20 protein-coding genes and 1 riboswitch are annotated in these 24,353 nt (G+C 44.3%); of the genes, 11 read left to right on the top strand and 9 right to left on the bottom strand.

The window, feature by feature from the left end; all coding sequences use genetic code 11:
* Nucleotides 1–35 precede the first annotated feature (35 nt).
* Both dsbC and recJ read left to right on the top strand, forming a co-directional pair.
* Nucleotides 36–761, top strand: coding sequence for a bifunctional protein-disulfide isomerase/oxidoreductase DsbC (gene dsbC / locus L2747_RS03815; protein ID WP_220778632.1), 726 nt, complete (start codon nt 36–38; stop codon nt 759–761).
* Between the two features lie 116 nt (nt 762–877).
* Nucleotides 878–2,602 (top strand): single-stranded-DNA-specific exonuclease RecJ, encoded by a 1,725-nt coding sequence (gene recJ / locus L2747_RS03810; protein ID WP_248997764.1) that lies wholly within the window; start codon nt 878–880, stop codon nt 2,600–2,602.
* A 108-nt stretch (nt 2,603–2,710) separates the two neighbouring features.
* Here the strand turns inward: recJ and L2747_RS03805 are convergent, their stop codons facing one another.
* Nucleotides 2,711–3,190: an Lrp/AsnC family transcriptional regulator gene (locus L2747_RS03805; protein ID WP_220778627.1), complete on the bottom strand. Its 480-nt coding sequence runs from the start codon at nt 3,188–3,190 to the stop codon at nt 2,711–2,713.
* Between the two features lie 216 nt (nt 3,191–3,406).
* Between L2747_RS03805 and L2747_RS03800 the strand changes: the two genes are divergently transcribed.
* The 4 genes from L2747_RS03800 to L2747_RS03785 all read left to right on the top strand — a co-directional run bounded on the left by L2747_RS03800 (nt 3,407) and on the right by L2747_RS03785 (nt 8,510).
* On the top strand, nt 3,407–4,717 hold the full coding sequence (locus L2747_RS03800; protein WP_248997763.1) for an L-cysteine desulfidase family protein: 1,311 nt from the start codon (nt 3,407–3,409) through the stop codon (nt 4,715–4,717).
* An 836-nt stretch (nt 4,718–5,553) separates the two neighbouring features.
* Complete coding sequence (locus L2747_RS03795) at nt 5,554–6,813, top strand: amino acid permease (protein WP_248997794.1); 1,260 nt, start codon at nt 5,554–5,556, stop codon at nt 6,811–6,813.
* Nucleotides 6,814–7,387: 574 nt separating this feature from the next.
* On the top strand, nt 7,388–7,909 hold the full coding sequence (locus L2747_RS03790) for a DUF4823 domain-containing protein (protein WP_248997762.1): 522 nt from the start codon (nt 7,388–7,390) through the stop codon (nt 7,907–7,909).
* Nucleotides 7,910–8,099: 190 nt separating this feature from the next.
* On the top strand, nt 8,100–8,510 hold the full coding sequence (locus tag L2747_RS03785) for an NUDIX hydrolase (protein ID WP_248997761.1): 411 nt from the start codon (nt 8,100–8,102) through the stop codon (nt 8,508–8,510).
* Nucleotides 8,511–8,627: 117 nt separating this feature from the next.
* On the opposite strand, the gene L2747_RS03780 is transcribed toward L2747_RS03785, so the two are convergent.
* Both L2747_RS03780 and gbpA read right to left on the bottom strand, forming a co-directional pair.
* Nucleotides 8,628–9,047, bottom strand: coding sequence for a hypothetical protein (locus tag L2747_RS03780; protein WP_248997793.1), 420 nt, complete (start codon nt 9,045–9,047; stop codon nt 8,628–8,630).
* 257 nt (nt 9,048–9,304) lie between these two features.
* On the bottom strand, nt 9,305–10,765 hold the full coding sequence (gene gbpA, locus L2747_RS03775; protein ID WP_248997760.1) for an N-acetylglucosamine-binding protein GbpA: 1,461 nt from the start codon (nt 10,763–10,765) through the stop codon (nt 9,305–9,307).
* A gap of 114 nt (nt 10,766–10,879) precedes the next feature.
* A riboswitch (cyclic di-GMP riboswitch) is annotated at nt 10,880–10,993 on the bottom strand.
* A gap of 388 nt (nt 10,994–11,381) precedes the next feature.
* Here gbpA and rarD point away from each other — a divergent pair.
* On the top strand, nt 11,382–12,320 hold the full coding sequence (gene rarD / locus L2747_RS03770) for an EamA family transporter RarD (RefSeq protein ID WP_248997759.1): 939 nt from the start codon (nt 11,382–11,384) through the stop codon (nt 12,318–12,320).
* 102 nt (nt 12,321–12,422) lie between these two features.
* On the opposite strand, the gene rpiA is transcribed toward rarD, so the two are convergent.
* Complete coding sequence (rpiA, locus tag L2747_RS03765) at nt 12,423–13,082, bottom strand: ribose-5-phosphate isomerase RpiA (RefSeq protein WP_248997758.1); 660 nt, start codon at nt 13,080–13,082, stop codon at nt 12,423–12,425.
* A gap of 319 nt (nt 13,083–13,401) precedes the next feature.
* On the opposite strand from rpiA, the gene L2747_RS03760 reads away from it, so the two are divergent.
* The gene (locus tag L2747_RS03760; RefSeq protein WP_248997757.1) at nt 13,402–14,340 is read left to right on the top strand and encodes a DUF808 domain-containing protein; all 939 of its coding nucleotides are present in this window, start codon (nt 13,402–13,404) and stop codon (nt 14,338–14,340) included.
* Nucleotides 14,341–14,413: 73 nt separating this feature from the next.
* The gene (locus L2747_RS03755) at nt 14,414–15,547 is read left to right on the top strand and encodes an endonuclease/exonuclease/phosphatase family protein (RefSeq protein ID WP_248997756.1); all 1,134 of its coding nucleotides are present in this window, start codon (nt 14,414–14,416) and stop codon (nt 15,545–15,547) included.
* 14 nt (nt 15,548–15,561) lie between these two features.
* On the opposite strand, the gene L2747_RS03750 is transcribed toward L2747_RS03755, so the two are convergent.
* Nucleotides 15,562–16,062 carry a toxin-antitoxin system YwqK family antitoxin gene (locus L2747_RS03750; protein ID WP_248997755.1) on the bottom strand — a complete coding sequence of 167 codons (501 nt, stop codon included), beginning with the start codon at nt 16,060–16,062 and terminating at the stop codon, nt 15,562–15,564.
* 322 nt (nt 16,063–16,384) lie between these two features.
* Here L2747_RS03750 and L2747_RS03745 point away from each other — a divergent pair, with 322 nt between their 5' ends.
* Both L2747_RS03745 and L2747_RS03740 read left to right on the top strand, forming a co-directional pair.
* The gene (locus L2747_RS03745) at nt 16,385–18,151 is read left to right on the top strand and encodes an alkaline phosphatase D family protein (protein ID WP_248997754.1); all 1,767 of its coding nucleotides are present in this window, start codon (nt 16,385–16,387) and stop codon (nt 18,149–18,151) included.
* Nucleotides 18,152–18,524: 373 nt separating this feature from the next.
* A complete protein-coding gene (locus L2747_RS03740) occupies nt 18,525–19,085 on the top strand; it encodes a phosphoribosyltransferase (protein ID WP_248997753.1) in 561 nt (186 codons plus the stop codon).
* A gap of 80 nt (nt 19,086–19,165) precedes the next feature.
* On the opposite strand, the gene L2747_RS03735 is transcribed toward L2747_RS03740, so the two are convergent.
* The 4 genes from L2747_RS03735 to L2747_RS03720 all read right to left on the bottom strand — a co-directional run bounded on the left by L2747_RS03735 (nt 19,166) and on the right by L2747_RS03720 (nt 24,346).
* Nucleotides 19,166–19,378 carry a hypothetical protein gene (locus tag L2747_RS03735; RefSeq protein ID WP_248997752.1) on the bottom strand — a complete coding sequence of 71 codons (213 nt, stop codon included), beginning with the start codon at nt 19,376–19,378 and terminating at the stop codon, nt 19,166–19,168.
* Between the two features lie 173 nt (nt 19,379–19,551).
* Complete coding sequence (pepN, locus tag L2747_RS03730) at nt 19,552–22,188, bottom strand: aminopeptidase N (protein WP_428848506.1); 2,637 nt, start codon at nt 22,186–22,188, stop codon at nt 19,552–19,554.
* Between the two features lie 173 nt (nt 22,189–22,361).
* Nucleotides 22,362–22,955, bottom strand: coding sequence for a penicillin-binding protein activator LpoB (gene lpoB, locus L2747_RS03725; RefSeq protein ID WP_174208590.1), 594 nt, complete (start codon nt 22,953–22,955; stop codon nt 22,362–22,364).
* Between the two features lie 23 nt (nt 22,956–22,978).
* The gene (locus tag L2747_RS03720; protein ID WP_248997751.1) at nt 22,979–24,346 is read right to left on the bottom strand and encodes a COG3014 family protein; all 1,368 of its coding nucleotides are present in this window, start codon (nt 24,344–24,346) and stop codon (nt 22,979–22,981) included.
* Between the last annotated feature and the right edge of the window lie 7 nt (nt 24,347–24,353).

Below are 24,353 nucleotides of genomic sequence, written 5' to 3'. Positions count from 1 at the left end.
ATAAGTCTGACCCTTACAAAAGAGTAGGAATACCCATGAAGTTCACTCGAACGTTTTCTTTGATTATGGCAATGTTAATTGCACCAGCCGCTAGCGCAGCTTCAAACACTAGTGACGACACTGCAGCGTTAAAGCAAAAGCTAAGCGACACCCTTAGCGTTGAAGTGATTTCAATTAAGCCATCACCGGTTGCTGAGTTATACGAAGCCTTTACCGATCGTGGCGTGCTGTATATTACTAAAGACGGTTCAAAGTTATTTCACGGTAACCTTTATGACTTAAATAAGGGCATGAAAAACCTAACTGAAGCGGCAATGGCAGGTCCTCGCATCGATATGATGAAGCCGCTTGAAGATCATATGTTGGTTTACAAAGCGAAAAACGAAAAGCATGTAGTGACTATTTTCACTGATGTTAGCTGTGGTTATTGCCGTAAATTACACAACGAAATGGACGGTTATAACGACTTAGGTATTACTGTACGTTACTTAGCGTTCCCACGCGCAGGTGTTCCATCTGCAAATGCTGATGAAATGGAATCAGTATGGTGTGCTAAAGACCCACTAAAAGCGATGGGCGATGCTAAAAATGGCAGAGCAGTTCAGAAAGCCTCATGTGATGCTAAAATTAAAGAGCAATATCAGTTAGGCCAAGCATTTGGCATTAACGGTACACCAGCAATTATTTTAGACGACGGCACTTTGATCCCTGGTTACCAGCCACCAGAGGCATTATTACGCACACTTGAATCGCAGCAATAATAGCGATTTTAGTTAAGCGACAAAAAAAGGTGAGCCAAGGCTCACCTTTTTTGTGCCCCTTTAGCGGCAGTCTTGTTATGCTAATCGAGTCAATTTTTCAGAGGATTTAATCTCACGTGATCCATCAGATAGTACGCCGTCCAAGAGTGGATGATAGCCACCTTCCCGATACGTTTTCGCCGATCTTAAAACAGATTTATGCCAGTCGTGGCGTTGCTGCATCTGACTGTGAATTGAGCTTAGCTAAGTTGCTGCGCCCAGATACTATGGCGGGATTAGCGCAAGCAGCGAAAATTGTTGCTGATGGCATAGAAGCGCAAAAAGCGATTCTTATTATGGGCGACTTTGACGCCGATGGTGCCACCTCTACCAGTGTATGTGTGCTTGCGCTGCGGATGATGGGCGCGCAAAAAATTGATTACCTTATCCCAAACCGCTTCGATTACGGCTATGGTTTAAGCCCTGAAATTGTTGCGGTTGCTGCCAGTAAAAATGCCGAACTGCTGATCACCGTTGATAACGGTATTTCATCGATTGAAGGCGTCGCTGCAGCTAAAGCACTGGGCATGACAGTAGTGATTACCGACCATCACTTGCCGGGCAACACAGTGCCTGATGCCGATGCAATTGTGAACCCTAATCAAGATGGCTGCGAGTTTGCCAGTAAATCGATTGCAGGGGTTGGCGTCGCGTTTTACTTAATGTCGGCGCTTCGAGCCGAGCTAAGACGCCGTAATTGGTACCAACAGCAAAATATCGTGGAGCCGAATCTTGCGCAATTGTTGGATATTGTTGCCCTTGGTACTGTCGCCGATGTGGTATCACTCGACACCAATAACCGTATTTTGGTTGAAGCGGGTTTGCAGCGAGTCAAAGCAGGGCGCTGCCGCGTGGGGATTACTGCGCTGCTTGAAGTGGCTAAACGCACACCATCGCGTATTGTTGCCTCTGACTTTGGTTTTGCAGTAGGTCCAAGGCTAAACGCCGCAGGACGTTTAGATGAAATGGCATTAGGGGTCGAAACCTTACTGTGCGATGACATCATGCTAGCAAGACGCATGGCATCGGAACTTGATGGTTTGAATGCTGAGCGCCGCGATCTTGAAGCGGATATGCAACAAGAAGCGCTTAAGAGTCTTGAGAGTATCGAGCTTAATGAAGCTGAACTGCCTTGGGGCATTGCCATTTATCAAGCGGATTGGCACCAAGGGGTTATCGGTATTTTAGCCTCGCGGATTAAAGATAAATATCACCGCCCAGTGATCGCCTTCGCCGAAGCGGGCGAGGGTGAGATTAAAGGCTCTGCACGTTCGATTAAGGGCCTGCACATGCGCGACCTGTTAGAGCTAATCAACAGCCGCCACCCGGGAATGATTTTAAAGTTTGGTGGCCATGCCATGGCGGCGGGTCTGTCGATTCAAGCAGGGCAGTTTGCCCAGTTTGCTGATGCGTACGATAAAGCCGTACGTGAAGTGTTAGCGCCAGAATTATTGACCGGTGAGCTGGTATCTGACGGCGAACTAGTGCCTGAGCAGTTTAAACTGGATCTTGCTAGTGAATTACGTGCAGCAGGCCCTTGGGGACAGTCGTTCCCTGAGCCGTTATTTGACGGTTACTTTAGAGTGATACAGCAACGGATTGTCGGTGAAAAGCACTTAAAGCTGATTCTAGAAACTGAGTGCGGCCGGGTGATGCTCGATGCCATCGCCTTTAATGTGGACTTGAAGACTTGGCCTGATGCTACGATTCAATATGCGCAGGTGGTGTATAAACTCGATGTAAACGAGTTTAGAGGCAATCAGAGCTTGCAGTTGATGGTTGAGCAGATAGAGCCTAAGTAGCTATCGTCTATAACTAACGTGAACGGATTCTATATTCAGAGAAAGGATGCATTGATTGCATCCTTTTTTGTTTGATTTTTACAGAAGAAAACTTGGTAAATCAGCAAACTAGGCAGGTTTTAATGGTAAAACCGTGCTGAACTTCAATGACTCCATAGCAAAGGTCGAAGTGACATTGGTGAGGCCTGCAACTTGGTTAACCAAACGCTTATAAAAGTGGTCAAAAGCCGCCATATCTTCAACTTGTACCCGCATCATATAATCATATTCTCCCGCCATGCGGTAAAACTCCATCACTTCAGGCATAGCGTACACAGCTTCAATAAAGGTTTCATACCAAGCGTGAGAATGGTCGCAAGTCTTAACCTGTACGAATGCGGTGAAATCAACGCCAATTTTACTTGGATTGAGCAGGGCGACACGCTTACTAATAACGCCTTCTTCTTCTAAACGCTTTAGGCGTTTCCAGCAAGGCGTGGTCGTTAAATTAACCGCTTTAGCCAACTCGTTAAGCGATAAGGTCACATCGTGCTGCAGCATGGTGAGCAGCTGGCGGTCTACTTTATCTAACTTTACTTTTTCAACCACAAGGTTTTCCTAATGCGTTTATTAATTGATTATCTATAGTTGCTTAATTAAGCAGTTCTATAATTTAAGAATGTATTTTAGTAGAAAAATATTCTCTTTGTTGTGTTATTTGTAGAAAAAATGGAAAAATATTTCTTCAGTCAATCCATTACAATGAATCAAAGATTGCAATGACGTTATTTAAAGTAGTGTCGATGACTAAAAGCGAGTAGAACAATGAACCAACACTTATGGCCTTTATTTCTTGAAGCAGTAAAACGTGATGTCGTTCCAGCCCTTGGCTGTACAGAACCAATTTCAGTGGCATTAGCTGCAGCCATTGCTATTGATGAGCTAGGGATAAAAGACCAAGCCAGTATCGTTTCATCGGACATCAAGATTGACGTCAGTGTCTCTGCTAACTTAATGAAAAATGGCATGGGTGTTGGGATCCCTGGCACGGGTATGGTTGGTTTGCCAATTGCTGCCGCAATCGGCGCTGTTGCAGGTGAGCGTGATGCTGGTCTTGAGGTGCTAAAAGGCCTGACCGCAAGCGATGTTCAAATCGCCAAATTGATGCTGGATAACAACCAAGTGACCGTTGGTGTGGCTGATGTGGCTAATGTCTTGTACGCTAAAGTTACGGTTTATTATCAGCAACAAACGGCGAGCGTGACCATTGCCGATAGCCACACTAAAGTTATTGCGATTGAAAAAAATGGCGAGCAATGCATAGTTGAGTCAAAGGCAGAGGTGGTTAAAGGCAATGCTAAAGTCGACCCATTTATCGAAGCAAAACTGCAAGATATTTATGATTTTGCCATTCATGCACCATTACAAGACATCGAATTTATCATGCAGGCTAAAAACCTAAATGATGCCTTATCGGTTGAAGGCCTTAGCGGTAATTATGGTTTAAAAATTGGCGCGACCTTCGTTAAAAACCAAGAAAGAGGTTTATTGTCTGGCGGCTTATTAACTGAAGTATTAACCCGCACCGCTGGCGCATCTGATGCACGTATGGACGGCGCTATGATGCCCGCCATGAGCAACTCAGGCTCAGGCAACCAAGGTATTGCGGCCACTATGCCTGTGGTTGTTAGTGCAGATTTTCTAAAGTCGAGTGAAGAGCAAACCGTTCGCGCATTAATGTTGTCGCATTTAACCGCTATCTACATTAAGAGCTATCAAAACAAGCTGTCAGCGCTATGCGGCGCAACCACCGCTGCGATGGGCTCAGCAGCAGGCATTACCTATTTACTTGATGGCGAAATAGAGCAAGTTAGCGCCGCCATTTGCAGCATGATTGGCGATGTTAGCGGGGTTATTTGTGATGGTGCCAAAACTGCTTGCGCCATGAAGGTGTCTTCATCGGCAGGCGCTGCGGTAAAAGCGGCCTTAATGGCGATTGATGGCATTCGAGTCACTGGCACTGAAGGTATTGTTGCTGATGATGTCGATCAAACCATTCGTAACCTTGCAGCATTAGCCAATGGCGCGATGACCCAAACTGATGTGCAGATCTTAGAGATTATGATGCACAAATAAACGGGATTTGGCTAAAACTAAATAAAAGCCAAGTCACTGCGTTTATTACCCGCGTGTATCTACTGTTTCAAAATAAAAGCTTAAGCTGAGTGCTTATGCGAAAACAAAAGCCAAATCGACGTTCCTTGTGCGTCGATTTGGCTTTTTAGTTTCTGGCTCATGCTCTTTCTCTGTCGACATTATCCTCTAGCTACTCTACTGCCCAGTATTGAAAGGCCGATTCAAAGATCCCAATCAATATCAGTACCGCCTCTGGGACTCGCTCTTAATAACAACGGGCTTAAGTACCCTTACTAAAAAATGCTCTACAAGTCTAATTTTTAAGCATATTCATCCCCTTTGGGGGTGAGTGATTTTGCTCACATCTAGATTTGATTTAGCTGTGGCTATCACTTTAATTCGTTAAATGTGCGCCATACCTCTCTAACTTAAAATCTAAAATATTGAAATAAATCACATTTTTATATTCTTGTAAGCTGAAGATTAATGACTAATAAGGTGAAGGGCATCAAACTATTGGGCGGTTAAAAGTGATTAACTCTTGATCTGGATCAGTACGGATAAATCATCTGAAAAATTCACTTAATTGAGAGCATGTTTTGCTAAATTTACGCTGATTGATGGCATTTTAAATAAAAAAATTCTCTCCATCCTTGAGTATGCTCAGGCCAAGCAAACGCTATAAAACCATGTGTTCTCATAGGCACAAATATAATTATAATTTTTATCATATCAGTGGCTTTAGCCAAATTTAATGGAATTGATATATGAGTGAAATAGTCCAAGGTGCACCAAGTGCTGACCTACAAGCGCAACCCTTACACGAACGCGCCAATATGACCAAAGCTGAATGGCAACAAGCGACCAAGTTTGACAGTGTCGACCTTGGCTGGATTGTAATGAGTATTGGTATGGCTATCGGTGCCGGTATTGTATTTTTGCCTGTTCAAGTTGGCGTAATGGGATTATGGGTTTTTTTACTGTCATCCATCATCGGTTACCCAGCCATGTATCTCTTCCAAAAGCTATTTATCAATACACTCGCTGAATCAAAAAAGTGTACCGATTACCCTGGCGTAATTGAAAACTATCTTGGTAAAAACTGGGGCATCGCACTCGGTGTGCTGTACTTCTTGATGTTGGTTATTTGGGTGCTGGTTTACTCGTTAGCGGTAACTAATGACAGTGCCTCTTACCTGCATTCATTTGGGGTGACTGAAGGCAAGCTTAGTGACAATGTGTTCTATGGTTTAGGCCTAATCTGTGTGCTCGCTTTTATTGGCTCAAAAGGTGAGAAGTTGCTGTTTAAGCTGTCAGGTTTTATGGCGGTAACAGTACTGACATTAGTCGCGGTAATGGGCATATTACTGATGGCACGTTGGGATATGGCCAATATTCCAAGCATGGGTGAGTTTGGCCCTATGCTGAAAAATGCCATTATTACCCTGCCATTTACCTTAACCTCGATTCTGTTTATCCAGTCGTTAAGCCCAATGGTGATCTCATATCGCTCACATGAAAAATCGATTGAAGTAGCACGTTTCAAGGCTGAGCGAGCAATGAAAATTGCCTTTGCTATTCTGTTTGTGGTGGTGTTCTTCTTTGCAATATCGTTTACCTTTGCCATTAGCCAAACCCAAGCAACTGAGGCGATGAATCAAAATATCTCGGCCTTAGCGATTATTGCACAGTACTTCCCAGGTAGCTGGGCGACCATTACCGGTATCGTGATCAACATCTTTGCGGTAGTGACTTCTTTCTTCGGCGTGTTCTTAGCCTTCCAAGAAGCGTGTCGTGGTATTGCAATGAACATCTTGCTGCGTAGCCGTAAAGAGTCAGATATCAACAAAGAGTTAGTGAATAAACTCATCACTGTATTCATTATCTTACTGGCGTGGTCGGCGATTGCGTTAAATGCGCCAATCCTGTCGTTCACTTCTGTTTGTAGCCCAATATTTGGTTTGGTGGGTTGTTTGATCCCAGCTTATTTGGTGTACAAGGTACCGCACTTGAACAAGTACAAAGGTTGGGCGACTAATTTGATTATTGTGACGGGTGTTTTGTTGTGTATTTCACCGTTGTTGGCATTCATGTAATAGGTTTATTAGGCAGCGTCTAACTAACGCTTTATAGCTATAGCAATCAAACTTCGTTTGATAAAAGTGATTAAGTTAGACTGCGTCTAACAACTAAAGTCGTGGCGCTTCGCCCACACCCGAGTCAAGGGGGAAAGCGCTTGTCCCCCTTAACGAACCCTCAGCGCCCCAGACGTAGTTGTTGATCCTCATACTTATGGATAAATTTCTAACGCTTCCGATGGGGCATCCTGCCCCGCGAAAGCTAGCCAGACATCCTTGTCTGGACTCACGAAATTTATTCCAACGTACTTCGGCAACTTCGATGGGGAATCGGTGTTTTCTGTAGGTTTTGTCGTAAACCTCACTGCTTAGTAAAGATTAAAAGAGGGATTCGCTTTGGCGTTTTAATGAGCTATAGCGTTGCGATAATATTCTGCTGATTTTAGTACTACCTATTAAAACAATAGGTTATATTGATGCTAAGGTTTTTGTCGAGACGCACAGATAGAATTTGAAGATGCAGCACCGATAACAACTTTATCGGTGCTGCTGCTGTTTAATAAGCTGCTAGTTGTACAAAGGAGTTATGTACATGAATCGTAATCTTGTATTTATTGGAGCCACCTTATTAACTTTAGCTGGGTGTAGTTCTTCTTATAAGCACAATGAATTCCAAAAGCCAGAAGTACAATTAGATAGAAATGTTGGCGTTCTAATTTCAACACCGGAAAACGGATTCTATGATCAAACGGAGTATAAAAACTCTGGTCGCATGACTGCTAATGAAATAAGAAGAGCATTTTCCAAAAACTCTCGCAAAGTGTCGATCACAAAAGATTGTGAAGGAGTAAGTTGTCTAGAAACTATTGATTCAAGTACATATGGCTATTACGTTCAGCCTATCATTCTTCATTGGGAGGATCGCGCAACTGAATGGTCAGGTATTCCTGATAAACTAGAAATTCAAATAATTACATTTGATTCTAAAACAAAAAAAGAAATTGCGAATACTACATTCTCAGGTAAAAGTAAGTGGGCAACTTTTGGAGGAGATCACCCTCAAGACCTTTTAGAAGAACCTGTTACGGCATACGTTGAAAGTTTATATCAGTAAGTGCTAGCAAGTTGCTAAAGCAAACGTAAGATGCTTGGCTTATGCTACTTCCCTGTTAATTTTAACCAAATATTTAAGTGCCACACTAGAACTACATTAATAGATTTAAAATGGCTGTCTATATTTTATTTACAGTTTCGCCTGATACCTATCACGAAACACGCTACTACCAACTTAAAGGTAAATAATAATGAAAGTGATTGATAAGCTTGCTTGGGTGTTGATTCGAGATGGTAAGTTGTTGGCGGTGCGCTCTAAAGGTAAAGCGTTGTTTTATCTGCCGGGTGGTAAGCGTGAGGCGGGAGAGAGTGATGAGCAGGCATTAGTGCGTGAGATTAAAGAGGAGCTGTCTGTCGATCTTGAGCCTGCTAGCATTAAGTATATGAATACCTTTACGGCGCAGGCGGATGGTAAGGCTGAGGGTGTGTCGGTTAAATTGACCTGCTACTTTGCTGACTTTAGCGGGGAGTTACAGCCTGATGCGGAAATTGAACAGCTTGAATTTGTTGATATGAATGATGAAGCGGTTTGCTCGTTGGCGGCGTTAGTGGCTATGGGCTGGCTTGAGTCGCAACAGCTTCTAAATAGTAAGACTGCTTAATCACAAGCTGAGTTAGCTGCAAGAGTTAACTCAAGCGCTTGGCAAAATGCGCTAATAGAGCAAGCTAATGGGTTTAGCTTGCTCTGATTAAACAGATTGTCTCTCGCGGCAAATAGGCTAGAGCAGCTTGCGCCACACTTCGTATTCTTTGATACCTTCTACTTCGCCTTCATGGTGCCAGTAGGTGACGATTTTGCCGTTTTCTTCACTGGTTTCTAGCCAGCCTTTGAAATGGTAGTTTTTACCGTGATGCTTGGCGCGAGTGCCGGTTTTTACCGCTTCAGTGTAGTTGTCGCCATCTACTAAAAAGTCACCTGCTAGGTAACCTAGAAACACGCCATCTTCGGTGTTGGTTAGCGAGAATATATCGCCCTTAATTGATTTAACTGCCACTAGGCTGCTGTTGTCGGCTTTTAAAATAGTGCCGTCAGGCTTTTTGTATTCGCCTTTTACAAAGTACCAGTTGCCCTCAAACGTGTGGCCTGACGCCTGGGCTGATATAAGTACTGTTAGCGCGACAATGGCACTGCTAATCATCTGCTTCACTGTTTACTCCTTTAAGTGACTTTTAATACTGCTAGGTATTAGTGAGACCTTTCCCTGTACCTAGTTTATAAGCGGCCTTTTATAACAAAAGGATAAGTAACTTAGCATTAACATAAAAACGGGGCAACGCAGCTTTGTGCTAGCAATACTGGTTTAGCGGCTGATGACTCTTTTCCTCACTATGATAAAAAAGCCCCAGTGTTTTACTGAGGCTTGGTATTAATGGTATTAACGCTTAGGGCTGGGATTTAGTTCAGCTTATCCCAAGCCATTTGCCAGTGTGAACCGATTGCTGGTTGGTACTGAGTCGCTGTGCTTGTCCACTGCATGCAGTAACCTGAGTATGGGAAAGGCTTACATTGGTAAACCTTACCGTCAGTTGCAAGTACCTTAGTGCCAGCGGTGTAACTTAATAAACCTTTTGGGAATACAAAGTCATAATCTCCGGCCGGTGGGGTTACGGCTTCATCTTCTAGGTGGAAATCTAAGGTTTGCTGATCAACTAACTTACCGTCTTCATCTTTGATGCGAGTCACTAGCATATGGTGACCAGCTTCTGACTTAGTTAGTGTTAACGCTACGGCTTCATTTTGACCATCGAACATCTCAGCTGTCCAGCTTGCTAGTGGCTCGCGGTGATGGTTGTAAACCGTTAGCTCTGTGGTGACATCAGCTTGTGCTGTCAGTGTTAGCTCAAGCGTGGTTGGCTCGCTGGTGATGGTGTAAGTCTGTTCTAAACCATCAACTGTTAACGAGTATTCTGGCTCAGGGGTTTCGATGTTGTAACCCACTTCGACGCGCTCGATGCCGCTACCCGCTTTGATGTATACAGGGTTCGCGCCGTAAACTGGGGTGAATTTACCTTGATTAAACTGGCCGGCTTGTAGCTGAGTTTGCTGTTGGTTAACTTTGCTTGCTAGTGCATGAGTCCAATTTTTAGCTTGGCCCATGTTGGCATCGCTAATGGTTAGCTCAGTGCGGTATGTTGAGTTTTCACCTGCTTGGTCGAATACGCGGGTATACACTGAATCACCAATATTCAGATCCATTGTTGGGTTGATTTGCCCTGCTTGTGTCCAGTCCGGTAAAACAGGGCCTTGGCCATCAAACTTCACGTCAATCACGTTATAGAAAGAGGCTGCAGTATCACCTACATCCCAAACCGCTAAAATTACTTGATAGCCTTCACGCTCAGGCACAACACAGTTGTGGCTAACTTGTTTAGGCGGCTGCACCATGTTGCCTTCAATCACACAGAATGGGGTTAGGTCGAATGAGTCACGAGACAGCGAAGCATTCGGGTTCCAATCTGGTTTAGTGATGTAGTATTTCCAGTCATGGGTAACGTGGTTGGCGGTGAAGGTCCACTCGAAGGTTTGTGCGCCTGACTGAATTGGGTTTTGGATCCAACGATCTGCGGTTTGCTCGTCTAGCGCTGTTGCTAGAGCAGACTGAGCACTGGCAATTTTGCCATCTCTTGGGCCAGCTTCTGGGAATCCGTCAGGGCCTTCTACACTTTGCGGCTCATATTGAATCGCACCACAGTTGCTATTTTTTTGGTTGGTATCTGTAGTTGGAAACTTACACAGTGCTACGCGGCTTGCTGCTATACCGTCGCTATAGGTCGAGACATAACCATGTGCCAAAGCACCTGAGCTAAGACTGGCTAATGCTAACGCGACTAACGATTTTTTTGGGAATGATTTCATCACATGTCCTATATATGGTTGACAAATTAATGCCACACCTCGGCGCATGCTGAGCACTAAAAACAGTCGGACTTTGCCTAGGCACAATACCTTGGTAATAAGTCCGATTTATCTAGTGGCAACCCCGCTATCATAGACACAGTTAATCATTAATAAATGACTACTTACTGCGCCGACAGACCGGAAGCTTTGCGTCCCACCTTTTCAAGTGGTTTGCCGAAATGTAATTTAGCAAATGGAATCTATCGTAAAAAGCTGTCAGGAGGAAGCGAATTGTTGAACGCTTAGCTGATTACCTGTTTGAAAAGCAAACACTTAAGTAAGGTTTGTTCAAAAAAACGCTGACAATCGCGGCTTGGGTGGCACGGTTTTATGTGATGGGGATCTCTTAATAGCTTAAAAGTTCGTGCTGATAAATCGTCAAAACGCGCTTTTATGGCAAGGGCTATCATAAGGGCTATGACAAGGGCTATCACAATGATTATCGCCAGGGCTGTGGCAAGGAATGTGGCAAGGAAAATATCGATAACGCAGGGTGAGCTTTGTCACGCTTTTATTGCGGACTAAATGCGACAATAGCGCACTCTAATTTTGTCTCTAGCCTTGTAAACTTTCTATGCAACCCTCTACTGCTACTCATGCTGCCTCCTCATTTAAAGGCAATGCGCTTGCTGCGTTTTCGTTTTTATTATGGGGCTTAATGCCGCTGTATTATCAATTTCTACCTAATGCGGATATTAACGAATTACTGGCGTTTAGAATTTTGTTTTCTGTGCCGTTTATGGTGTTGGTATTTGTGCTGTTGGGCCGCAAAATGCCGTCGCTGGCGATGCTAAAAGCCGATAAAAAGTCGGTACTCTTGTGCGGTTTGGCATCGCTTATCATGTGCGTGTCTTGGTATAGCTTTACTTGGGCGATGACCCACGGCCAAGTATTGGCTGCAAGCTTGGGCTTTTTCATTAATCCGTTGTTCGCTATTGGTTTAGGTGTGCTGTTTTTGGGCGATAAGCTGTCTGCTGCGCAAAAGATGGCGGTGATCTTGGGCGTCTGCGGGATCAGTTATATGGTCTATAGCTATGGCGAGTTGCCGTGGCTGGCACTGAGTATGGGCAGCTTTTTCGCGCTTTATGGCCTGTGTAAAAAGTTTATTCGTTTTGACTCGCTAACCTCTGTGACCGTTGAAGCGTTGCTGCTTATTCCTTTTGCTGCGCTGTATTTATTGTGGCTGTGGGGCTCTGACCAAAGTGTGGTAATTTCATCTGCATTAGCCGGTGATGCGACTATGCTGTGGCTGTATATCGGCTCTGCGCCAGTGACCTTGATGCCGTTAGTGTTCTTTGCCCTAGCTATTCGTGCTACTAGCTTGTCGATGATAGGCTTAATGCAATATGTTGAGCCTAGCTTGCAGTTCTTGTTGGCGGTATTAGTGTTTAACGAACACTTTGACCAAGTTAAAGCGGTGAGCTTTGCATTGATTTGGACTGGATTACTGCTTTGCTCGTTAGAGGCATTACCCGCGTTAAGAAATAAGTACCGCAGCAAGCGTCACGCATAGTGAGTATTAGCGACTAACGCTGTTGGTTTCTAAATGAAAAAAGCCACTCGATGAGTGGCTTTTTGCAATTTCGGCGTAGCTGTTATCGCGAACTGTTAACCATTAAAAAGTAACGGTTTTGACGCCTTCTGGTGTACCGACTAATAGTACGTCTGCGCCGCGCTTAGCAAATAGACCGTTAGTCACAACACCAACAATACCGTCAATCTGCTCTTCAAGCTCTTTTGGCTTCATGATCTGCATGTTGTACACGTCAAGAATGATGTTGCCGTTATCGGTAACACAACCTTCACGGTAAACGGGGTCGCCGCCAAGTTTAACAATTTGACGTGCCACGTATGATCGTGCCATTGGGATCACTTCGATTGGCAGTGGGAACTCACCCAGAATATCCACTTGCTTAGTGTTATCAACGATACAAACAAATTTTTCAGCGACAGCGGCAACGATTTTTTCGCGAGTTAGCGCGGCTCCGCCACCCTTAATCATGTCCATTTGGCTGTTGATTTCATCGGCGCCATCAACATAAACAGATAACTCATTAACACTGTTTAAATCGAAAACTTGAATACCTAGCGCTTTCATTTTTTCTGTTGATGCTTCAGAGCTTGATACTGCGCCTTGGATATCGAACTTCATTGTTGCTAGCGCATCAATAAAGTGATTAACCGTTGAGCCAGTTCCTACACCAACAATGCTGTTCTCTTCTACGTACTGCAATGCAGCCCAACCGGCAGCTTTTTTCATTTCATCTTGAGTCATTATGAAATCCTTTATTAAAGATAAAGTAATAGGCAAGGTTAAAAATATTGGCGACAGTATACTCGCTTAACCAGCTTAGCGGGGCTGAATTTTGCTTTGGGTTAGGTAAAAGTTTTATCTAGCAAATATGAAGACAAAGGATTTGAAGCGGCTAACATTATATTGTCATTAGATTATTTAGCATAAGTGCGGTACTTTTTCAGATATACCGTTTTTAATGGTGTTGTGAGATGGATTTTCGGCGCGGTAATAGTGAGCAGTTATGGCAAGTTGCTATAGCAAGCAGTATTAAGCGCCTTTAAGCGATAAAGGAGTCGATATGGCAGGGGCCAGTTTATTAACCTTGTTAGATGATATCGCGACGATTTTAGATGATGTCGCCGCAATGAGTAAAATAGCAGCCCGCAAAACAGCGGGCGTGTTAGGAGACGATTTAGCCTTAAATGCCCAACAAGTCACGGGTGTGAGTGCCGATAGAGAGTTGCCAGTGGTATGGGCTGTTGCTGTGGGCTCCTTTAAGAATAAATGCATTTTGGTGCCAGCGGCTATGCTCATCAGCGCCTTTATCCCGTGGGCGGTAACGCCGCTGCTGATGTTTGGCGGTTTGTTCTTATGCTATGAGGGCTTTGAAAAGATCTATCATAGCTATTCAGCGAAAAAGCATTCGCAAGCGGGTGCTGAGGTAAGTGAAGAGCCGATTACCGACCTTAAAGAGTACGAGAAAAACAAAGTCAAAGGCGCTATTCGCACTGACTTTGTATTATCGGCTGAGATCATTGCTATTACGTTAGGCATTGTGGCTGACAAAAGCCTAAGTACCCAGTTTTTTACTTTAAGTGTTATCGCGATTGTGATGACCATTGGCGTGTATGGTTTGGTGGCTGGCATTGTGAAACTTGATGATGCTGGACTGTATTTAAGCCAGCGCCCGGGTGAAACTCTGTGGGTGCGATTTAAGCGTCGCTTTGGCATGATGCTATTAAACTCAGCGCCTTATTTAATGAAGACGTTGTCGGTGGTGGGTACTATTGCCATGTTTATGGTCGGCGGCGGTATTTTAACTCACGGCTGGCATTGGATTGGCGATAAGATTAGCGCAGCTGCCGCTTGGGTTGAGGCGTTTGATTTTGTCGGCCCCGTAGTGGCATTTATCACTCCCAGTATTTTGAATGCGATTTTTGGCGTGATTGCTGGCGCATTAGCTGTGTTATTGATGCAATTGTTTATCAAATTAAAAGGTAATAAAGGCGCTGCATAGCTTGCTTTTATAACTAAAGCGCCCGCTTAGGCATCCATATGTGAAAGGTAGTTAAAAGGTAGTAATGGCTGACATGGCAAATTCGAATACAGACGCTAAAACCAATAGAGTCAAACTGGCGAGCTTTAACCTGTTTAATTACATTGAGCCGCCATTAGCCTATTATGATTTTGAAAATATCTATAGCGCAGAGCAGTGGCAAAAAAAGCAAACCTGGTTGGCGGATTTTTTAGCGCAGCATCAGCCGGATATCATAGGCTTGCAAGAGGTGTTTTCTGCGCAGGCACTCGCTGAACAGATGCATGCTGCTGGCTATGTGCACTTTGCCACTGTGGGTGAGCCAACTGTGATTGACGATTATATCTGTCGCGATCCGGTAGTTGCTCTTGCCTCAAAATATCCTTTCACTGAAGTTACCGCGATTGAAGCTGAGCCTGAGTACATTCATGGGCTCGGCCTTAATGCTAACTTTGCATTTAGCCGTAAACCACTGCGGGTCACGGTGCAGTTGCCGCAAATAGGCCTTTGCGATATCTACGTGGTGCACTTTAAATCTAAACGCCCGCATCTGGATGAATTGCCTCCGCCCAAGTTTGTACAGCAAAAAGGGTCTGCGACAGCGGCGCCTTTAGTTAACTTCGGTGAGCTATTAGGGCGTAACAGTCTCGGCCAATGGGCGTCGAGTATTCAGCGCGGCAGTGAAGCTGTGTTGCTGCTGCATGCCATGCTGCAAAGACGGATTGAGACCAACCAGCCTATGGTATTAATGGGTGACTTTAATGAAGAGCTGACTAGCTCGGTATTATCGCCGTTAACTAACCGTGAGCTGCGTTTTGAAAAAGAGGGTCTAGGTGAGTTAGCAAATTACCCATTAACCGATGGATATAAGCTGTTTCAACAAGGTTTGCAGGACTTATTTGGCGATAAGGCAAGCGATGCAAGCGCTGATGAAATTGCCGTGGAAGAAGAGCGAATGCTTGCTAAAGCAAGGGCATCGCGGGCGCCGACTCATTACTACGGCGCGCAAGGTAATGTACTGGATTACATATTACTCTCAGCAGACTTTGATCCCAGTTTTGATAATAGCGTTGCCGAGGTTTGTGATTATCACACCGAAGATAGGCACCTAGTGAATCCAAGCTTTGAGCGCGATAGCCAAAGTAGCGATCACGCTCCGGTTATTTGCACCTTACGTATTAGGCGCTAACGTCAAAGCGGGCTTTATTCTATCCATTGACCGTTTTTATAGACGCGTGTTTCTTTAATCGTTCCATCTTCATTAAAGTATGTCCACTGTCCTTCAGGACGGTCATTTTTGTGAAAAGACTCCCGAGCTAGGGCGCCAGTTTCATAATAAAGCAGCCATTTGCCGACCGCTTCGCCCGCTTCAAATTGGCCTTGCTCTTCTATGCTGCCATCTTCATAGAACTTGGTGAAGAGCCCATGGGGTTTGCCATCTTTAAAGTATTCGGTTTTGATTACTCTGGCATAAATGTCATAGCTGACAACCTCTCCTTGGAGGAGACCGTCTTTAAGGTACCCTTTAGCTCTTACTCTTTGCTGACTGTCCTTATGTATAAATATTCCAGTATAAAGGGCGTCTTGATAATAGATAGCATCGCCTTTTTGCTCTAAGTCGTCATAGAGAACTGTTTGCTCTGTGCTACTACAGCCTGCGAGTAAAGCAAGCAACACACTCAAGACTAAAATCGCTCGATTCATATTTATACTCCTTTTGGGCGCCCTTTTTACAGGCCGTTTACTAACAACTTTTTAGAGTCGATTCATCCTATTACACTGGATTCATCTTAATAAAAAACGCCCATACTATATGCCTCAATTGATTTTAAAAACTAAGTTTACACATTTTTTTTGTACTAATTTTTGCTGTTGTGTAAACCTTTTTCAGCTTTAACAAGCTGTTTACATCATTGTCTTCTTCGTGTAATGCTGGTGCTTTAGTATTAAATCTGATTAGACCTCGTACCACTAAACACTGAAAAAACTAAGGCAACTTAGACAGAAAATTAAGGGAATAATAATAATGAAACGACCTTTTACTCGGAGAGACTTCCTAGCTATGTCGGCTAAAGGTGTAGGCGCTGCAGTAGTATCGTATGGCTTAATGGGCTGTAGCAGCGATGATGACGACAGTGGCATTTATGCCGAATTCTTACACGGTCTTGCCAGTGGTGACCCTAGCCATGACGCGGTGATTATTTGGACCCGCGTTAGTCCTGAGCGAGATGGTGATATAAAAGTGTCATGGGAAGTGGCAACCGATGCGGCTTTTAGTCAATTGCTCGTTACTGGCGAAACCATCACTAACAGTGATAGAGATTATACCGTTAAGGTCGATGCTGTTGGGCTTGAAGCTGGGACGCAATATTTCTATCGCTTTAAAGCCGGCAGTAAAACCTCACAATCAGCAATAACCAAGACTTTACCACAGGGCGAATTATCGCAAGCTAAGTTTGCGGTAGTATCTTGTGCCAACTTTCCTGCTGGGTATTTCAACGTATATGAGATGGCATCAAGAATGGACGATCTCGATGCAGTGATTCATCTTGGTGATTACATTTATGAATATGCCCGCGGTGAATACGCCAGTGAACGCGCAGCCGAACTGCAACGTGAAGTGTTGCCTGAAGGTGAATTAATCAGCCTTGCGGATTATCGTACTCGCTATGGCCAGTATCGCAGTGACATCAGCTTGCAAAAACTACATGGTAAAAATCCATTTATTACTGTGTGGGATGACCATGAAGTGGCGAATGATAGCTGGCGTGATGGTGCAGAAAACCATAATGATGGCGAAGGTGATTTTGATGCTCGTAAAGAGGCGGCGCTGCAAGCTTATTTTGAATGGTTGCCAATTCGTCCATGGCGTGAAGGTAACCATGAGGAGATCTATCGTTCGTTCCAATATGGTGATCTGCTAGATTTACATATGTTGGATACTCGTCTTGTTGGTCGTGATAAGCCATTAGATTACGCTGAGTATATGGATCCTGCGACAGGTGGCTTGGACAGTGCACGTTTTATGGCGGATGTGACAGATACCAATCGCACTATGCTTGGGCAAGAGCAGCAAGCTTGGCTGCAAAGCGCGCTGCTAACATCTACGGCTACTTGGCAGGTTTTAGGTCAGCAAGTGTTGATGGGGCAAATGATGCTACCTGCGGCAATTGCGACTCAACAGTTGTCTATTCCAGAGTTTGGTCAATTAGCTGCGCTGGCGCAGATTGCAGCAAGACAGGCTGCTGGCGACCCGACTTTGACTGAAGATGAGCTTAAGTATTTAGCCTTTTTTGGTGACAAGCTAACGCCTGAAGTGATGGCTCTGCTGCAGTTGCCATCTATTCCATATAACTTAGATGCGTGGGACGGTTACGCCTATGAGCGTGAGGTGATTCTTGCGACGGCAAAATCACAGGTTAAAAACCTCGTGGTGATAGCGGGTGATACTCATAATGCTTGGGCGAACGTGTTAGCTGATGCTGCCGGCTATCCAGTAGGGGTTGAGTTTGCAACCAGCTCGGTATCATCACCGGGGCTTGAGTATTATTTGGGGATTGATGAAAAGGATATTCCAGCAACCGAGGAAGCGATAGTCGGTTTAGTGGATAACCTTACCTACGCCAACTTAATGAATCGTGGCTTAATGACGCTGACCTTCACGCATGAGGAAGTGCGTAGTGACTGGCGTTTTGTTGATACGATTTATACTCGTGCGTTCGTTGAAAATACTGAACGTAACTTTTCTATGGTCACTAAAGCAGGTTCTCATAAGCTTGAACCTGCAAGTTAGTACTTGCTAACTCATAATGTCAGTGAAAGATAAATCTTGGGCTACCTTTGCTGGTAGCCCAATTTTTTTAGTGATTCTGGTGTAAGTTTTTGGCTTTTTTACAGCAATACTTATCGATTTAGTATAAAATTCGCCTCCAAAATCCGGTGGGTGTTTAGATGTTAAGCGGTTAATGCTTTTAAGTGATTAATCAGCGCCTATTACAGATCTTGGAATAGATATCATCACCTGCCTTTTTATACTCTTTAGCCTATATTTTTTGATCTATTCTTAGTGGATAAATTCAATGCAGCATTGCCACTAATAGGTAAGATTTTAGTGCCATGAGTGTAAGACCTAATTTAGATATTAATAACAAGATGGGGACGGTCAGATGTCAGAGAAACGCTTTATTACCGCACAAGAATTGCTAGAAGATTCGTTTCGTTTAGCAGCGCAAGTTTATGAAAGCGGTTTCCGTCCGCAGTTTATTGTTGGTATTTGGCGTGGTGGTGCTCCAATCGGCATCGCAGTACAAGAGTTTTTTGATTTCAAAAAAGTGGAAACTGACCACATTGCCGTACGTACTTCATCTTATTACGGTATTAATAAGCAAAGTAAGCAGATCAAGGTTCACGGTTTGCATTACATTGTTGAAAACGCCAATGCTAGCGACGGTCTATTGATTGTTGATGATGTATTTGACTCGGGTCGTAGTATCCATGCTTTGATGGAAAACTTAAGTGACTTGATGCGTTTGAATATGCCAAAAGATGTGCGTATTGCTTGCCCATACTACAAGCCACAAAACACAGCAGTACCGTTAAAGCCTGATTATTTTATTCATGAATCAGATGAGTGGTTAGTGTTTCCACATGAAGTCTCTGGTTTGTCAGTTGAAGAGCTTACTGAAGGCAAGGGCGATTTAAAGAACATCAAAGACTTATTTATTTAAGCCGCGTTTGCGTTTGCATGAAAGCCACCAATTAGGTGGCTTTTTTTTAGCTTAATATTCAGTAACTAGGTAGCATTTTTTTATAACTGGTCTATTTCATCTTTAAGCTGATATGACTTATCTGTGACTATTTGCTCTAGGGTAATGATCCGCTGTTTAAGCTCAGTTATTTCAGCGTTTACCTTTGCTAGTTCATCGGCATCGACGCGGCTTTTTTGTTTGTTATATTCTTTATATGCCGTGAGTAAAAATACGCTAATTATTGCTATAGCCGCAATGGAAAAAGGCCCCATAAATCGCTCCTCAATACGCTTAAAAAGTGGTATTCCCATCCAGTATAGTGGCTAAAAAGCGGATTGGGCTGAGTTCGATAGCGAGCTTTGCTTTAGGTGGGATCAGCAGTCGGCATAATTGCTTATGCCGACTGATATTGTGTGGTTTAGGTTTACAGCTATAACATTTTTTATCAATGCTTCATGTTGGTCTTAATCAGCAAGCAGGTTCGTTCCTGCTGTATGGCATCTTTAAGCGCGCGCTGGGTCGATACTGATAAACCTTTTTCAGCTGCTAAGGTTTGGCTAAGGTTACTGATACTGGCATAACTGCAATCTGTTGGGATTAATGCGGCGCTATAACTGCGCATAAATACCGGGCTTTGCTGCTTATCAATTTCATCTAGGCTAGTTAGCCGCTGCTCGGCGCTTGCTGCGCTTAATCGCTTTTGCTCGCTGGGATAAAGGTTTTCCATTACGGTGCGGACCTTAGCAAAAGGTAAGTTAGTTGGTTGCTGAATACGGCTTAACCACTGACGCTTTTTAGCCGCTCCAGGGCGGCTAGCCTCGGCCGCTAGCGCAGCTTTCTGACCGCTATCAGAGTTGTCTGCAATTTGTTCTTTGTTTAGCCAATAGCGCGCATTGCGGTGATCATGTCGATTAAGATGGATGATCATTTTCCAGCGCAGTGCTTGGTCTATGTCTAAGCCGTTAATACGTGCAGTTCTATTGAGTAACGCATCCATATGGTTAAGTGCGGTGGTACTACGTGCAAACTCTATATAGCTGGCAAACCAGCGTCGCTGAATATCGCGATTAGCTTTGCTGGCCATCACCTTTCTTAGGCTCATTTGTTCCATCGCGCGGATGGCTTTTTTAGCATAGCGTTGATTATTTGGGCTCATCTTATCCAGATAAATCCGTGCTTGGCTTAAGCTGGCTAAAACTTGATTTAAAATAATCTCATCTTGCTCTGTCGGCAGGTTAATTAGCACTGTGCCCATGTAATCATTGAGCGTTAAGTTGCCATTTTTTACACTGTCCCAAAGGCTTTGCCACAGCATAGAGCGCAGCAAGGGATCTTGCACTCTTGTCAGCTCGGTTTGCGCGGTCTTAAATGACTTAGGATCAAGACTGACTTTGACATAGCCCCAGTCTTGATAGTTGGGGTAGACCAAATCGGGACAATGTAAGCCGATAAGTTGCTTAACGTGAGTCTTGGCACCGCTATAGATAACGGGAACACTAATATTGTGGTGCAGTTGTCTACGGCCTTTAGTAAATAAGCCTACCAGCACTTTCTGTTCACGCAGCGTTGGCTGCTCAGCGTTAGGTGCCGTTTGTTTTAGGCTAAATTGAGTGATGCGGCCATTACTGCAGCTAAACTCAGCTTGAACTGTATTCACTCCCGCCTTGTATAACCAATCTTGACTCCATTGGCTTAAGTCACGTTTGGCGGTTTTTTCAAGGCTAGCAATAAAGTCGCTGAGTTCGGCATTTTGGTAACTGTATTGAGAGAGATAGTTTTGCACGCCTTGCTGAAACACTTTTTCGCCGAGCAAATGACTTAACTGCTTTAATGTTGCTGCGCCCTTGGAGTAAGTAATGGCATCGATATTATCGAAAGCATTTTTGCTGCTTGGCACGGGCACTTCAATTGGGTGAGTGCTGGCTGAGCTATCGAGGGCGTAGGCACTTTGTTTGTTTTTAGCGTAAAAGCTACGCCATGCTGAAAATTCGGTGGTTTCGCTGGTGGCCAAAGTCGCCATAAACGAGGCAAAGCTTTCATTGAGCCACAGCCCGTTCCACCACTTCATAGTGACTAAATTGCCAAACCATTGATGCGCCATCTCATGCATGATCACGCCTGCTAGGCGCTGCTTTTGCTCAGTGCTCATGGCGCTATCGCTGAGAAAACGACTTTCGCTGTAAGTAATTGCGGCGGCGTTTTCCATGGCACCGTACAAGAAGTCAGGCACCAGTACTTGGTCATACTTGGCAAACGGGTAGTCGATGCCAAAGTAATTGTTGAAAAAGCTGAGTCCTTTTTGGGTGTAGTTAAACCAGTCTTGTTGGTTAACTTGTTTGGCAACGGACTGACGGGCAAACAAGCGCAGTGGGTACTTACCAGAGTTATCTTGCCACTGGTGATACGGCCCTGCGTGCATTGAAAAGTTATAAGGGCTGAGTTTGGGTGACTCTGGGAACTGCCAGCGGCGCTGTTTGCCTACATTGGTGATAGCCGTTTCTCGCATGGCGCTTATCACCGTCCAGCTTTTAGGGGCGGTGACAGTTAAATTAAATGTGGCTTTGAGATCGGGTTGATCAAATAGCGCAAACATTTGCTGCGCGGCAGCTGGCTCAAAGTGGGAATATAGGTAAACCTTGTTATCAACTGGGTCGACAAATTTATGCAGGCCTTCGCCATTATTGCTGTAGTCGCGGCTATAGGCGACTTCAATGGTGTTGCTGCCACTATTTAATAGTCGAGGGTTAAGCTTAATATAGCTGTTGTTGTAATTTGGGTAGACCTTTTTACCATTGATAACAAAGCGTTGGATCTGTGCTTGGTTTAGATCTAAGCTCAGGGCTTTGTCATTGTCACTGAGGTCAAAGCTCACCTTGGTTACGCCGTTAAAGCCGTCGTGCTCGGTTAGGGTTAAGTCGAGCTGGTAGTGCACATCGGTTATCCTTGCGGCGCGTTGTGCAGCTGCTTGCTGGCTAATGTAGGCACTATTGTCGCGCAAAAAATTGCCGTCATTGGTGTTGGCATGGCTTGCAGTGGCAACGCACAATAAGGCAGTGGTAAAACCGATAAACAACAACTTCAAAACAGCATCCTTTTCTCATTATTCGGGGATCTACAGCAAGCGCATACGTTACTCTATTTCCTTTGTATTCAGCCAGACTAATTTTGTATAGCAAAAAGCCAGCTTAATGCTGGCTTTGTTAACGATTAAAACCGTCTGACTAGGCGAGTTTAGTCTAATCAGCGCTTGCTGGGTTATAGACCTAAAAACGACTTAGACTTAACTTTACGAATTTCTTTTTCGTCAGACCATTCGATTAAACCTGTTTCTAGGTCCATTAAGCGCATAGTCATCTTGTAGTAAACATCTTTAGTACTGCCATCTTGCTTAACGATGCTAGATAGGTTGCCATATAGCATGTATTGAGCACCAATTTGGCGACCAAAGTTAATCGCTGTAGACGGGTCAACCATGCCTGAGTTGTTTTGGTAATCAAGCTGCTTACGTACCGAGTCAACCTTGGTCATATCAATAAAGCGGAACTTACCTGAGCGCAGTAACTTGTTGCTGATTGAATCGGTTACAGATTCAGTATCGATATGTTCAGAGGTTTTGTTCTTAATTTTATCAACGAAGATAATAGGGCGATCGTTTGCTGTCATTGCCACAACCGGTGGGAAGGTCAGCATGCTGTCGACCATCTTAGCCGCTATAGCTTGAAGATCGGTAGAACCGAAGTTCTCGTTAACGGTTTCCACTTCTGTGGCATCACCGTATTCAACTTTTGATTGGCAGGCAGATAAACCGATTACTGCTGCAAGAATAAAAACGACTTTTAAATGTTTCATAGTTAATTCCATACAAGTGATTGCTAAATGATTATTGAATAAAAACGGGTGTAATTACCAGTGTCAATTACCCAGACTAAGGTTGTACGACCGCTTTTGACTTCAATGGGGTCTGCCGGATTATTGTCCAGCATAAGTGAATAGCTGCCAGGCTTAACGTATGAACGGGCTATTTGTGCCTGTTCTGGTAAGGTTAGCCAACTGCGCCTGTCGGCTTGTTCTGTCACCACGTTAAAAATCTGCATGGCGATAGAAGCGTAATCGATATCATTGTTGCGTCTTTTGGTGTCACTTTCGACGCTTTGCGCCATTTCTGACTTGGCATAAATACGGGCGGCTTGCCTCACAAGGGCGGCGGGTAACTCTTCTTTAAGGGCGGTAATTGCCAATGCATCGATATCAGCAATCGGCGCAGTTTTAAGAACGGTACCTAAGCCTTGAATTTGGCCCTGACGTACAGGTTGTTTATTAGGGTAATAGGTTGCTAATGAAGCGGTTTGCCAGTTGCCTTCTATGGTGAATGGCACTGTAAAGCTTTGCTTTTCAGGTACAAAGCCACGCTCAAGCATTATGATGATTTGGCCTTCACCTTTACTTGGCATAACCGCATCGCCCCAGCGCCTTTTAAATTCATCGTATTGCGGCATCGACAACTGCTTTGCCAGTCTGACTAAGTCTTTTTGTAAGTAGGGATTATTAGGTGTAATTTGCGCCGCTTTACGGTAATCGATAAAGGCATCGTTGGGCTCACCTAAAATCTCATGCAACATGCCTGTAGTATAGTAGCTATAAGCGTTTAAGAATGAACTGGTTGTGGTGCCAGCAGCTTTGCCTAACTTATTCATCTCGGCATCTATGGTGCCATTTGCCATCGCTTGTACGGATTTATTCGATTTTTGGTAACGTCGCTGCTCTTGGCTTTGCAGTTCATTACTACGGCGTACTTCAACCAATGCTCCTTGAGTATCGCCTGCAAACAGGTAATTTAATGCCTGATACTGATGTAGCATAATGCGTTCATAGCCTGGGCCGCGATAAGGGATCACGTTGTCGTTAATAAACAGGCTACTTGCGGTTGCACCTGCATCACTTAAGCTAATTTTTGCTTTGTCATCAAACTCAAGATAAGCGTTAGCTGCTTGCTGATAATATTTTTTGCTAGATTCAAAGTCACCGGCTATCTGAGCGCTACGGCCAGCTTCTTGTGCGTAGAGTAACCCGTCTGCTCCATCTATTTTTGATTCGACAATTTGGGCGGCATTTTGTGGCGTAGGAGAATTGAGCTGAGCCTTAACGGGGGCAATTTGAGAGGGGTAATTGATAAAAATGCTGTTAAACGCGCAGCCGCTTAGGCTTAGCATCATGGCTATCAGCAGAAGTAGACTTCTCATTCCCAGA

Source organism: Shewanella marinintestina, from assembly GCF_023283845.1.
Taxonomy (GTDB): Bacteria; Pseudomonadota; Gammaproteobacteria; order Enterobacterales; family Shewanellaceae; genus Shewanella; species Shewanella marinintestina.
Note: the sequence above shows the minus strand (reverse complement) of the source record. Positions and strands in the feature narration are given on the sequence as shown.